The organism is Natronorubrum amylolyticum (assembly GCF_052040145.1).
Taxonomy (GTDB): domain Archaea; phylum Halobacteriota; class Halobacteria; order Halobacteriales; family Natrialbaceae; genus Natronorubrum.
Genome location: NZ_JBPPFW010000003.1, coordinates 449,612 through 463,042 on the forward strand (window position 1 = coordinate 449,612; position 13,431 = coordinate 463,042).

Consider the following 13,431-nt stretch of genomic DNA (forward strand, 5'->3'; position numbering starts at 1 on the left):
AAGCTAGGCCCACATCACTTTCACTCCGGTAACACACACCTTTTAGCCCCGCCGTTAGTATGGAGGGACAATGACGTCGTTTCAGTCGACACTCGAGGACGAGGCGGGGATCGCCGAGGAGTTGGCCGAGAGCCAGCAGGCGATCTCGATCGCGGAGTTCTTCGAGAAGAACAAGCACATGCTCGGCTTCGACAGCGGGGCTCGAGGGCTCGTCACGGCCGTCAAAGAGGCCGTCGACAACGCCTTAGACGCCGCCGAAGAGGCGAGCATTCTGCCGGATATCTACGTCGAAATCGAGGAAGCGGGCGACTACTATCGGTTGATCGTCGAGGACAACGGGCCGGGTCTCACGAAAGAGACGCTCCCGAAGGTCTTCGGGAAACTGCTGTACGGCTCGCGGTTCCACGCCCGCGAACAGTCCCGCGGACAGCAGGGGATCGGGATCTCCGCGGCGGTTCTCTACGCCCAACTCACGAGCGGAAAACCCGCCAAGATCACCAGTCGAACCCAGGGTGCGAGCGAGGCGGAGTACTTCGAACTCATCGTCGACACCGACGAGAACGAACCCGAGATCAGCGTCGAGGAGACGACCACGTGGGATCGGCCCCACGGCACGCGCATCGTCCTCGAGATGGAGGCGAACATGCGCGCTCGCAACCAGCTTCACGACTACATCAAACACACGGCGGTCGTCAACCCCCACGCCCGTCTCGAGTTGCGCGAACCACAGGAGCACTTCAAGTTCGAGCGGGCGACGGATCAGTTGCCCGAGGAGACAGAGGAGATCCGTCCCCACCCACACGGCGTCGAACTCGGCACCGTGATGAAGATGCTGTCGGCGACGGACTCCCAGACGGTCTCGGGCTTCCTCCAGGAGGAGTTCACGCGCGTCGGCAAGAAGAGCGCCGAGTCGATCATCGACGAGTTCCGCGACCGCCACTACGGCCGCGAGATGCGGTGGCGACCGCCCGCGAGCCACGAAGATATCGATCTCCGATCGTCGATCACGGACGCGACCGTGAACAAGGGTGCAGACGCGACGGACGCATTCGCCGAGGCCATCGTCGATGCGGTCGATGACCGCGATCGAATCTCTCACCACGAACTCCTCGCGGTCGTCGATTCGGCCGCCGACGACGTCGAAGCCGACCACGGAACGACGTTCGGCGACACCGTCCGCGAGAACGCCGTCGACGTGGTCTGGCGCGCGCTGATCGACGCGCCCGGCGACGACGAGCCGACAGGGGGAGACGAGACGGTCGATTTCGACGAGGACGACGTCGACGTCGAGTCGCGACTCGTCGCCGACCTCTACGCCCTCGCCGACGACGCGACGAGCACCCGCAAGGACGACGAAGTGATCCACGCCTTCGCCGAGCGCCTCGCGGCCAAGTTCGAGGACGAACGCGAGGAGGGAGACGACGACGGGCTCACTCGCCACCGACTCACGCACAAGCAACTTCGCTCGTTCGTCGACCGCGCGGCGGATCTCACCGAGGAGTACGACGACGTTTCGTTCGGCGACACCGCTCGGGAGAACGTCCTCGAGGCCGTCTGGGGGGTCATGGCGACCGTTCCCGACGACCCGCCGCTCGTGCGCGAGTTCAAAGGTGACCGCGACGCCGCCAGCAACCTCGTCGACGGGATGCGCGAGACCGACATTATGGCACCGCCGACGCGGTGTCTCGCCCCCATCACCGAGGAACTGATCTCGGCCGGGCTCGAAAAGGAGTTCGAGGCCGACTTCTACTCCTCGGCGACCCGGGACGCCGAAGTTCACGGCGGCGACCCGTTCATCGTCGAGGCCGGCATCGCCTACGGCGGCGACCTCGAGGCCGAGGGAAGCGCCGACGTCATGCGCTTTGCCAACCGCGTGCCGCTGGTCTACCAGCGCGGTGCGTGTGCGACGACCGACGTGGTCAAGTCGATCGGTTGGCGCAACTACGGGCTCGACCAGCCCGGCGGCTCCGGCCTGCCCAACGGTCCGGCCGTCATCATGGTCCACGTCGCGTCGACGAACGTTCCCTTCACCAGCGAGTCGAAGGACGCCGTCGCGAACGTCCCCGCGATCGAAGACGAGATCGAACTCGCCATCCGAGAGGCCGCACGCGAACTCAAGAGCTATCTGAACAAGCGTCGCTCGATGCAACAGCGCCGCAAGAAACAGAACGTCCTCGGGAAGATCCTCCCCGAAATGGCCACGAAAGTCGCCGAGGTAACCGACCGCGACGAACCCGACATCGACGACGCCATCGCCCGTATCATGAACAACGTCCTCGTCGAGCGATCGCTCGAGGAGAACGGGACCAGTCAGGCCGTTACGGTCACGGTCGAGAACAATTCGAATACGAACGAGAGCCTCGAGATCACCGATATCGTCTCGGCCGAACCGACCGGCCTCCCCGACGACGCCACCGTCGTCGAGATGGACGGCGAGTGGTTCGTCAAGTGGGAACCCGACGTCTCGAGCGGTGAGGACGCCGCCCTCGAGTACGAGGTGGCCGACGACGCCGAATTCGATCTCGACGTGAAGGGTGTCGAAACCGAGAAACTCACCGTCACAGACCAATGAGCGCAGACAACGACCAGCAGGCACGAGAACAGTTGATCGATCTCGCGGCGCAGTTCTACGACCAGTTCGAACTGGGCGAGATCCCGCACATGTCCGTCCCGACGCGGACGAAGAACAACATCGAGTACAGCGAGGAGCTGAACGTCTGGGTGTACGGCGACCGCGAGTCGACGCGCTCGGCCAACTCCGTCCGCGGAGCCCGAAAGCTCCTGAAGGCCGTCTACACCATCGAGTTCCTCGCGGATCAACTCGAGCAGGATCGCTCGTCGACCCTGCGTGAACTCTACTACCTCTCGGAGAGCTGGGACAACAAGGAGGCCCAGTTCAACGATCAGGACGAGTCGAACGGGCTGATCGAGGACCTCGAGATCGTTTCGGGAGTCACCCGCGAGGACTTCCACATGCGCCCTGAGGAGTCCGGCGCGAAGGTTATGGGGCCGCTTCGCATTCGCGAGCAGACCAACCGCGGCGACCGCGACATCCACTGTCAGCTCGACGTTGGACAGGGCGGGTATCAGATCCCGAACAACCCGGACACCATCGAGTTCCTGGACAACGACGCCGAGTTCGTCCTCTGCGTCGAGACCGGTGGCATGCGCGACCGACTGGTCGAGAACGGGTTCGACGAGGAGTACGACGCCCTCATCGTCCACCTCGGGGGGCAGCCGGCCCGAGCGACGCGACGACTGACCAAGCGACTCCACGACGAACTCGATCTTCCCGTCACCGTCTTCGCCGACGGTGACCCGTGGTCGTACCGCATCTACGGCTCCGTCGCGTACGGCTCGATCAAGTCGGCCCACCTCTCGGAGTATCTCGCCACCCCTGAGGCCCAGTATATCGGCATCCAGCCCGCCGACATCGTCGAGTACGAACTCCCGACCGATCCCCTCTCGGATTCGGACATCAACGCACTCGAGAGCGAACTCGAGGACCCCCGCTTCCAGACCGATTACTGGGAGGAACAGATCGAGTTACAGCTCGAGATCGGCAAGAAGTCCGAACAGCAGTCGCTCGCGGCTCGCGGTCTCGACTTCGTGACGGACACGTATCTGCCGGAACGTCTCAGTGAGATGGGCGTCCTGTAGACGGCCATCGAACCGACGGTTCGGGAGATGAGCCGGAACGTCTCAGTGAGATGGGCGTCCTGTAGACGGCCATCGAACCGACGGTTCGGGAGATGAGCCGGAGCCTCTCAGTGAGGGTGAGTCGTCATACCGAGGGTTAAACGGTGTTTCGTGAGCGTCGCAACCGTCGCCGTTCCGCCGAACGCCTACTCCGTCTTCCTACTCTTGGCGGTCGTGAAGGTGGAGCCAGACGGCACAGCAGACCGACACGAGACCGGCGACGGTGCCGATTGCGAACGCAACACGGTAGCCGGTCTCGGTGTACACGCGGGCACCGTCGAGAACGTCGCCGGTCCAGTAGGCGTCGAGGACCCATCCCATCACTGTCGGGAAGGTCGCAGCGCCGAAGAACGACGCGCCGTTTATCGTTCCGATGGCGATACCGCTGGCTCGGTCGTCGTACCGATTCTGGACGATCGGATAGGTGAGCACGAATGTACCGAACAGACTTCCGGTCAGGAAGAACACGACGCCGACGGTAACGAGTGGCGGGTCACCCGTTGCGGCAACGAATCCCAGCGCTATCGTATAGAGGATGGAGCCGACGACGATGAACTCCGTATCGCGCTCGAGGGAGTCCGAGAGGCGACCGATGACGGGCGGTCCGACGACGAGCCCGATCCCGCCGAAGAGCGTGATCGTCGAGGCGACCGTCACCGAGACGTCGTAGGTCTGGACGACGTAGGGGATCCCCCACAGGCCGACGAGCGTCAAATTAACTCCGCCGGTACAGTACAGCATGACGGCGGCGACCCACGTCCATCGGTCGGAGAGGATCCGCACGGTGAACTCCCTTACTTCACCGACCGACAACATCGGCCGTTCGGGAGCGCCTTCGATCGCCGGCAGACCAGCCCGCTCGGCGGAGTCTCGGACGAAGACGAACGTCACGACCGCTACCACGAGTCCGAACGTTCCGAGGGCCAGTACGACCGTTCGCCACCCCGCGACGTCGACCGCGATGGCGAACGGCGTCGTCGCGAGGATACCGCCGACTCCACCGACGGCGAAACACAGCCCGTTCATCGTCCCGAACTCGTCGGCTCGATACCAGTTCGCACAGAGCCGAAGCAACGAGACGAAGATCACGCTCCCGCCGAGTCCGATGAGAAACCGTCCCGCGAGTGCGCCTCCGTATCCGCCGGCGAGTGCGAACCAGACCGCGCCGGCGTTCATCACTGCCGCCCCGGCTGTGGCCGTCCGACGGGGACCGATCCGATCGACGAGGATACCCGCCGGAATCTGCATCAGCGCGTAGATGACGAAGAATATCGCGTGCAGCGTTCCGAGCTGGGTCCCCGTGATTCCGAACGCGGACATCACCGGCCCCGCAATGACTGCCGTCAAGAGCCGGTAGATGCTGACGAGCAGGAACGTCACTGCGAGGATACCCCACAGAATCCATCGTCGGCGGTACGGATTCGACCAGACGTTCGACCAGATCGGAGGCGAAGAGACGCTCACACTGCCATCACTGGGACCCCGACCGTCGAAAGCGTTCCCAAACCGGAACTTGCGGCGCCTCGCCGGCTCCGGTACCGTCGGGCCTCAGCGGCTTCGGCAGCGATGCCGAGAGCCTGCTGTCGCCTCGTCGAACGATAGTCCCTCGAGTGACGTTCGAGCCACACACCGTATCCGCGACGCGGCTCCCTCGAAAAGCCACTGCTGTGACGACCCTGTCGCAACTGGACTACGTCGATTCTCGTTCCGTCTCTGGGTCCGTCTCCAGCAACCGGTCCGTCTTCGCGTTGCTCGCGGACGAGGGCGGGCCGGACCGGTCCGGAGTCGTGGGTCTCGTTCCGTTCGCACACTGTTTGCAGTAGTAGTTGCGCCCCTCGGAGGCCGCCAGCGGGACGCCGAGCAGGCAGAACTCCTTTCGGTAGATTCGCTCGAGGCCCCGACCGACGGGATCCGCACATGCGGCACACGGTCTATCGTAAGCGACGACGGTACGTTCGTCGACCGATCGGACCCGACCGTTGGTCGTCACCGAGTGGCGGCTCTCGAGTCGTCGCTGGACCGACGGCAGGGCGCTCACACCCATTGCGGCGAACACGAACGCGAGGAGAAAGAGGGGGTAGCCCGCGGCTGGCGTGACGACCTGCAGACCGACCACGGCGACGATTGCGGCGGCGAGCCAGCAGACCGCAGCCGTCACGCGCCAGCGGAGCGCGGAGCCGGTGGACTCGCGATCGGCGTCGCTGCTCTCGACGTGGTCCGTTCGTAACACCATCCGCTCTGCGTCGCCGACGTACCGGTATGCGCCGTAGAGCGCGTTGCCAATCCCCATCGTGAACCAGACGGTGATCAGCGCGACCACCAGGTGCTCGTCCCTGCTGCCGAACGACCGTTTCACCATGACCGCGTGGTCGCCGAAGTCGTGCTCGAGTTCCCAGCCGTCCTGCAGCGCCGTCGCGATCCGATGCTCGAGGTGTTCGCGGTCGGTCACACTGCCGCTCGAATCCGTACTCGCGCTGGCACCGGGTCCCGTTCGTCCTCGTACGGTCGACGATTCGGCACTCGATCGGTCGGCCGGACGACCGTTCGACAGTCCGCAGTTCGGGCAGTAGTTCGCCGACGGCTCGAGACCGGTGCCACAGTTCGAACAGTACGGCGGCCCACCCCCGTCTTGATTCGATCGCCGATCGCTGCTCATAGTCGTGGAGTCGTCAGCAGTCACAGTAACGGTTTGGTCCGTTCGGAAAGTCAACCAGTTCTGCCTCGCTCAGTCGACCCAATCGTCCGGTTCGGATCGATGGTCACCACTTCCAGCGGATGGTGGTTCTGAGCAGCCCCTCAGCCGATGAACCCGAGTCGGAGCGCGGCCCCCATCGCACCGAAGAGGAGGACGAAGACGAGACTCACGACGTAGTAGACGTGCCAGGCACGAGACGGGCGGAACGGCTCGGGTAGGTGTTTCTCGACGACGTACCAGTTCGCCGGATAGAAGAAGATCTCCGTGACCGCGAGTATTGCAGCGACGTAGAGCAACAGGGTCACTGGAACGTCACCGAGCGCGACGACCATCGCGCTGCTGACGACGACCACACCGACGACGACGAGTTTTCGCACCCGCTCGCTGTCGATGCTCTCGTCCTCGAGTGCCATCGGGAGGATATCCCCGGTCGCGCGGGCGGCACCGTCGAGGAGCGTGATGACCGTCGAGTACAGCGCCGCGAACGCACCGATCAGCATGGCGTAGTACGACCACTCCCCGAACGAGTCGCTCAGGATGTTTCCGATGGCGAAGGCGAGGTTGGCGTCCGTCGGCGGGTTCGGGTAGAGCACGTTCGTCGCCAGAACGACCATCGCCGCGATCAGGACGAAGCTGAAGACGTAGCCGACGTTGAAGTCCCGTCGGCCGGTTTGGATCCACGCGCGGATGTAGTCGTGATTGGCGGGATCGTCCGGATCGAGCCCCTTCTCGCGGAGTTCGCCGGCGCCTTCCCCCTTGGCCATACTCCAGCTCCCGATCAGGATGCTCGTGCTGAAGCCGGTCGGCGCGAAGCCCGCCGCGGCGGCGAACAGCGCGATAAACGCCGGGCCGGTGAGATCCGGCACCGCGAACGCCGTGTCAGCGATCAGTTCCGGCGACGGTGGTCCGACGAGCGCGCCGAGAAGAACGAGGACGCCCACCGCGATCGTGAAACCAATCAGAGCCTTCTCGAGGACGGAGTATCGAGACGTGATCACCAGGGCACCGGCGGCGCCGACGAAGATCACGTACGCCCAGGCGGCGGTGAGCCAACCGGGCGTCAGCGCGGCGACGAACGCGGCGGTGCTCATCCCGACGCTGGCCGTGATGAACGTGTACATAACGGTGAACACGAGGATCGTCAGCCAGAGGGCCCAGTTCTTCGGGCCGGGGAGGTCGCCGTAGGCTTCGATCGGGTTCGCTCCGACTCCGTAGTTGTAGCGAATGCCGAGTTCCCAGGCGCCGTACTTGGCGACGTAGATGAGGCCGAACATCCAGATCGCGACGAGCCCGAACGTTCCGCCGAGCGTCGGTGCGAGGACGATGTGGCTCCCGCCGATGCTGATCAGCGCCCAGAGCATCGACGGCCCGAAGTGGTTCTCGAAGAACCCGCGCCAGTCGGACGATGGGTAGGTAAGTTCGGAATCCTGTGGGCCGCTCTCGTCGGCCGCGCTATTGGCCACGTCGGTCACCCGTTCGTGAATACGAAAGAGTCAGTCTCAGACGACTGTTCACGTGGTCGCCTCCGAAAGCTGTCGGATTGGTACCAGTATGCATGGCAGATGCGTGAGAGTGGCCAACCGTCAACTTATGTCCACGGATTCGTCCCGAAATGTGTAAGAGTGGTTAGTTCTGTTCGTCGAGCACCACCGGGACACCGCGGTTCGCGACGTCGACGACGAAGGCGTCCGCGTCGGTTTCGATCGCCTCGAAGGTGTCGTAGTGGACCGGCAGGACGAGGTCCGGCCGGATTCGGTCCGCAAGATCGGCGGCCTCGTGGCGGTCCATCGTGAACGTGCCGCCGACCGGCGGACAGAAGAGATCGACGTCCAGGTCCTCGTGGAACGGAAGCACGTCGGTGTCGCCGGGCCAGAACGCCGAGACGCCGTCGACGGTGACCGCGAAGCCACAGCCCTGTCCTTCGGGGTGGTACGGCGTTCCCGCCTCGTCGACGTGTGGACCCGCCGGATCGTTGTACGCCGGCGTGGTGAACAGATCCAACGGTCCGAGGACGAACGACTCGTCGGCGCGAACGCGTTCGACCTCGTAGGGCAGGGCCTCGGGCTGTTCGACCTCCCGATCGATCTCGCGGGCGTCGATCGATTCGTGGACGACGACGATGGCGTCCTCGTGAGCCACCCGCCGGATCGAGTCGGGATCGTAGTGGTGGTCGTGACTGACGAGAATTAGATCGCCATCTCGAGGCTCGAGGCCGTCGAGAACGCCGTACGTCTCCGGCCCGGGATCCGTGTAGATGACGGCCCCCGTCTGGCCCTCGAGGCGAATCGTCGCGAGACCGACCCAGTCGACGGTCACCGCACCGAATCGAACGGTCATGCGACTGTCTTCATCGGAGCGGGGCGAAAACGGTTCGGTTCGCGTCGGTCCGGTGGTCGGCTGACCGTCGTGTCGAAACCAGGACCGCTCAGGGGCGTCGGATCGAGTGCGAGAGCGTCCCGACGCCTTCGACCTCGATTTCGACCTCGTCGCCGTCGGAGAGCGGGCCGACGCCTTCCGGCGTGCCGGTGGCGATCACGTCGCCCGGCTCGAGAGTCATGTACGTCGTAATCTCGGCGATGAGTTCCGGAATGGGGAAGATGAGTTGCTCGCGCGAGCCGTCCTGTTTCAGGTCGCCGTTGACGCGGGTCCGGACGCTCGCGTCGTCGGGGACCTCGTCGGGCGTCGCGAGCAGCGGGCCGATCGGCGCGGCGCCGTCGAACGCCTTCCCGCGGATCCAGTTCTGTTCTTTCTCCTGATCGTCGCGGTTCGAGATATCGTTGACGCAGGTAAAGCCCTCGACGACGTCCATCGCCTCGGCTTCGGAGACGTGGCGACACTGTTCGCCGATGACGACGCCGAGTTCTGCCTCGTGGTCGATCCGCTCCTTTCCGGCGGGTGCGGTGACGGTATCGCCGTGGCTGGCGACCGCGTTCGGCGGTTTCAAGAAGAGCAGCGGCCGGTCGGGTACGTCGTTCCCCATCTCGTCGGCGTGGTCGGCGTAGTTGCGACCGATACAAACGATCTTCGACGGGTCGCTCGGTGGCAGGACGTCGATGGCGTCGTCCTCGAGGTCGTAGCTCTCGTTCGCGAAGTGAACGTGGCCGCTCTCGAACTCGCCGCGTCGAATCGCACCGGCCGGGTCACGGAATCGAACGTATTTCATGCGAGATAGGTTGTCACGGGGCTTCAAAAACGTTGAGATGGCGGCCGACTGCGGTGAACACGGGAGTGTGTATTGTGCGTGACGTTCAGGTGCGTCAGCGTGTGCCACCGTCGACTCGGAACGGAACGCTTTTTACTAGGCCTCGGCAATGACTGATTGCAGAGTAAGACACGCTCCGTTGTTGAGGCGGACGAAGTCCGTCGAGGCTTGGTGCGTGAACGAAGTGAACGCTCCGTTGGTGTAGTCCGGCCAATCATTTCGGCCTTTCGAGCCGATGACCAGGGTTCAAATCCCTGACGGAGCATTTTTGCGAACGTAATGAGCAAAAAGCGGCCGCTCAGGGATTTGAACCACGCCCAGACGTGCTCGCTTCGCTGCGCGCGACTGGTCTGATTCAAATCCCTGACGGAGCACGGTTTGCAGAGACTGTCACAATACGAGTGGACGACATGTTACACGAGAGTCGCCACGCATGACATTATCTGACCGTGAAAACGCTCATCGGTCATAATGTCCTCGTACTCGTATCTAGCACTAGAATGGGAGACGAATTCGAGGAGGCAACACAGGACGAGGTCGAGGAGGCGATCGAGGAAACCGAAGATGACGCTGACGACGAGGACGACGATGATCTCCTGGTCGGCTCGTAGGATTTCGAGAGCCCTGTCGGCCGTCGTACTCTCGGAGAGGTGACGCCGGATCCCTCGAGGTCGACGCTATCGAAAGCACGAACGGTGAACCGCCTCGCGTATTTGTAGAAGCAGCAAGACGGACCCCGCGGGGTTCTCTCGATCGAAAATCGAATCTGTCGCCGATTGCGGGCTCAGGTGCTCGAGACGTCGACGCCGAGACGGTCGCGCTGATCGGCACCGAATATCGTCAGGTCCGCCTCGAGCAGTCCCACCGAAACCGACTCGCCCGTCGCTGGCGGCGTCTCGGTCCGCTCGATGACGATCTCCTCGTCAGTCTCGAGTCGGACGGTCACGTCGTAGCGGCGGCCCATATCGGCGACGCGGGCCACCGTTCCCGGCAACGACACCGCCGGGCCGTCCGAACCGGGCCCACCGCCAGCGTCCAGCGCGAGGTCGTCCGGCCGAACGTGACACGAGAGGGCCGAACCGATCGAAACGTCGGCTCTCGAGTCGGGCAGCACGATCTCCTGACCGCCGACAGTGAGCGTCAGCGGCTCCTGTCGGGTGACGGTCGCCGAAAGCTCGTTCGACCGACCGAGGAATGAGGCCACGAACGGCGTCGGTGGTGACTCGTAGAGCGTTCGCGGCTCCCCGACGCCGGCGACGCTGCCGTCGTCCATCACGACGAGTCGATCGGCGAGGGCCATCGCCTCCGCCTGGTCGTGCGTGACGAACAGCGTCGTGACGCCGGTTTCCCGTTGAATGCGGGTGATCTCGTCGCGCAGGCGTTCGCGCAGCGACCGATCGAGCGCCGAGAGCGGTTCGTCGAGCAAGAGCACGTCGGGTTCAGGGGCGACCGCTCGAGCCAGTTCGACGCGACGACGCTGCCCGCCGCTCAGTTCCGACGGGTAGGCATCGCGCTGGTCCCGAAGGTCGACCAGTTCGAGGTACTCGCTCACGACGTCGGCCCGTCGGCTTGTCTCGATGCCGCGTGCCCTGAGACCGTACGCGACGTTCTCGCCCACGGTCATGTGAGGGTAGAGCGTCGACTGTTGAAAGACGACGCTCACCCGCCGAGATTCGGGCGGTGCGTCGGTGACGTCAGCGCCGCGGAGCGTCACCCGGCCCGCGGTCGGACGGACGTGGCCGGCGACCGCCTGTACGATCGTCGTCTTGCCACAGCCGCTCGGGCCGAGCAGCGCGACGAGTTCGCCCGCCTCGAGACCGAACGAGACGTCGTCGACGGCCGATTCGGTCCCGTATCGGTGGGTGAGCGACTCGAGTTCGAGCATCATCGATCGATCACCGTCGGAACCCGACCGAATCGCTGGACGGCCGCGAGAACGACGAGCGTGATCGCGAACAGGGCGAGCGCGAGCGGGACGATCGCGTCGATCCCGCCGGTGATGAAGTCGACCCAGATGCGCGTCGGCATCGTCCGCGGATTGTAGGCGACCATCATCGTCGCGCCGAACTCGCCGATCGCTCGAGCGAACGTCAGGCTGATCCCGGCGAGGATCGCGCCGCGAGCCAGCGGAAGCGAGACGTTCCAGAACGTCTCGAGCGGTCCGTAGCCGAGCGATCGGGAGGCCTGCTCGAGGCGTTCGTCGACGGCGCCGAACCCGGCTCGAGCGGTGATAATCACGAACGGCGCGGCGACGAACGTCTGGGCGAGGACGATCCCGATCAGACTGTCGGTAAGGGGGATTCCCGCGGCGGTCGCGGCGGAGCCGATCGGCGTAAACCGCCCGACCGCAGTAATAATCATCGCACCACCGACGACGGGCGGGACGATGAGCGGCAGGATCACCAGCGCTTCGATGAGGCGCTTCCCGGGGAACGACGTCCGAGCGAGGACGTACGCGAGCGGCACGCCGAGAACCGTCGCGATGGCCGTCGAAACCGGCGCGGTGAGCAGCGAGTTGCGAATCGCAACTTGTGCCTCGGGGGTCGATAGCCCGGCGACGACGGTCGCCGTCCCCGTTCGAGAGAGAAAGGTGACGAACGGGAGCGCGAAGTAGACGAGGATGAGTCCGCCGAGCGCGGCCGGGACGAGCAGTTCTGGCGCTCGTATCCGCCGGAGACGAGCCGATTCGGAGCGGCTCATACGTCGATCGCCTCCGGAACCGCACCGTTCGCCTCGGGGACGTTCGATCCGACCGTCAACCCCGCCTCTTCGAGGAGGTCAGGCCGATCGACGAGAAACTGTATCAGTCGGTGGCCGGCATCCGGTTCGTCCGCGTCGTCGGTGACCGTTGCGTTGTAGACGATCGGCCGACCTTCGGCCGTGTACCCCTCCTCGTCCGTCGTGAACTCGACCGTCGCGTAGTGATCCGCCAGTTCGGGGTCGGCGAAATTGTACTCGTCGGGGAATTCGAGGAAGGGGACCCCGTGATCGACCGCCATATTCCGGTAGACGATCGCACCGGCTCGAGAGCCGCTCTCGACGCCGACCATGAGCTGCGGCTCGTCGGGCTCCTCGTAGACGACGGCCAGCATGTCCTCGCGAAACCCATCGAGACCGTACTCCCCCGCCGCGAGATCGAACGCCTGAACGGCGCGATAGCCCAGCGGATCGAGGTTCGGGTCGCCGATCGCGAGATCTCCCTCGTCGGTCCCTCGAGCCAGTTCGTACCACGGCTCGCCGTCCTCGAGTCGCCGTCCGAACGTCGACTCCTCGGCGTACCCGATCCCGATGCTGTTGGTCGCGAACGCGACGTCCCAGTCGGTGAACTCGCCGTACAGCCGATCGCGGAGCAGCGTCGCGTCGGCGCTGACGACGACATCGGGGTGTTTGGTTCGGTCTTCGACCATCCGCATCACGGCGTTCGCACCGTAGTACTCGCCGCGAAGTTCGATCTCCGCCTCCTCCCTGAACGCCGGGCTAACGTGGTCCTCGAACGTTCGTGCGAGACTGCCCGCCGCTAGCACGCGCACCGAACTGGCCGTACTCCCGAGACAACCCGCGATACCGAGACCGGCGACGGTCCCGGTCGTCGCGAGTACCGAACGGCGACTCGTTCGGTGTCCGGCGTAGTCGCCAGCGGTGTTCATACAGTGTTGTTCGGACTCGGCCACACATATAACCACCTTAGGTTCCTACTCGCTTAGAAAGTAACCGATACAGGTTTCGATTTTGAACGTGTTCGGTAGGAATCTGATAGTCGACGCGCTACGCGTAACTGGCAGTCGTTTATTCGTCACCAAACCCAGGGACCGGGTTCACTCCGTCGAGATCGACT

General features: G+C 64.3%; 10 protein-coding genes and 1 tRNA gene. 3 read left to right on the top strand and 8 right to left on the bottom strand.

All coding sequences use genetic code 11. The annotated features are described in order from the left end of the window. Positions 1-70 precede the first annotated feature (70 nt). Complete coding sequence (locus tag ACSFDB_RS13595; RefSeq protein ID WP_440771506.1) at positions 71-2,572, top strand: DNA topoisomerase VI subunit B; 2,502 nt, start codon at positions 71-73, stop codon at positions 2,570-2,572. Beyond that, positions 2,569-3,660: a DNA topoisomerase IV subunit A gene (locus ACSFDB_RS13600; protein WP_440771507.1), complete on the top strand. Its 1,092-nt coding sequence runs from the start codon at positions 2,569-2,571 to the stop codon at positions 3,658-3,660. Before ACSFDB_RS13595 ends, ACSFDB_RS13600 begins: the two co-directional genes overlap by 4 nt. Positions 3,661-3,858: 198 nt before the next feature. Here ACSFDB_RS13600 and ACSFDB_RS13605 read toward each other — a convergent pair whose 3' ends face one another. The 5 genes from ACSFDB_RS13605 to ACSFDB_RS13625 all read right to left on the bottom strand — a co-directional run bounded on the left by ACSFDB_RS13605 (position 3,859) and on the right by ACSFDB_RS13625 (position 9,557). Next, entirely contained in the window at positions 3,859-5,163 is a 1,305-nt protein-coding gene (locus tag ACSFDB_RS13605) for an MFS transporter (protein ID WP_440771508.1), read from the bottom strand. A gap of 226 nt (positions 5,164-5,389) precedes the next feature. Beyond that, positions 5,390-6,355, bottom strand: coding sequence for a zinc ribbon domain-containing protein (locus tag ACSFDB_RS13610; protein WP_440771509.1), 966 nt, complete (start codon positions 6,353-6,355; stop codon positions 5,390-5,392). Positions 6,356-6,495: 140 nt separating this feature from the next. Further along, on the bottom strand, positions 6,496-7,866 hold the full coding sequence (locus ACSFDB_RS13615; protein WP_440771510.1) for an Nramp family divalent metal transporter: 1,371 nt from the start codon (positions 7,864-7,866) through the stop codon (positions 6,496-6,498). Between the two features lie 154 nt (positions 7,867-8,020). Continuing rightward, the gene (locus tag ACSFDB_RS13620) at positions 8,021-8,731 is read right to left on the bottom strand and encodes an MBL fold metallo-hydrolase (protein WP_440771511.1); all 711 of its coding nucleotides are present in this window, start codon (positions 8,729-8,731) and stop codon (positions 8,021-8,023) included. Between the two features lie 88 nt (positions 8,732-8,819). Beyond that, positions 8,820-9,557, bottom strand: coding sequence for a fumarylacetoacetate hydrolase family protein (locus ACSFDB_RS13625; protein ID WP_440771512.1), 738 nt, complete (start codon positions 9,555-9,557; stop codon positions 8,820-8,822). A 229-nt stretch (positions 9,558-9,786) separates the two neighbouring features. On the opposite strand from ACSFDB_RS13625, the gene ACSFDB_RS13630 reads away from it, so the two are divergent. Then, positions 9,787-9,861 (top strand) — tRNA-Glu (locus ACSFDB_RS13630). 519 nt (positions 9,862-10,380) lie between these two features. Here ACSFDB_RS13630 and ACSFDB_RS13635 read toward each other — a convergent pair. From ACSFDB_RS13635 to ACSFDB_RS13645, 3 genes are read right to left on the bottom strand one after another with little or no spacing between them, the layout of a single operon-like run. Continuing rightward, the gene (locus tag ACSFDB_RS13635; protein WP_440771513.1) at positions 10,381-11,484 is read right to left on the bottom strand and encodes an ABC transporter ATP-binding protein; all 1,104 of its coding nucleotides are present in this window, start codon (positions 11,482-11,484) and stop codon (positions 10,381-10,383) included. Next, positions 11,481-12,296 carry an ABC transporter permease gene (locus tag ACSFDB_RS13640; RefSeq protein ID WP_440771514.1) on the bottom strand — a complete coding sequence of 272 codons (816 nt, stop codon included), beginning with the start codon at positions 12,294-12,296 and terminating at the stop codon, positions 11,481-11,483. Before ACSFDB_RS13640 ends, ACSFDB_RS13635 begins: the two co-directional genes overlap by 4 nt. Next, complete coding sequence (locus tag ACSFDB_RS13645; protein WP_440771515.1) at positions 12,293-13,243, bottom strand: extracellular solute-binding protein; 951 nt, start codon at positions 13,241-13,243, stop codon at positions 12,293-12,295. Before ACSFDB_RS13645 ends, ACSFDB_RS13640 begins: the two co-directional genes overlap by 4 nt. Positions 13,244-13,431: the final 188 nt, after the last annotated feature.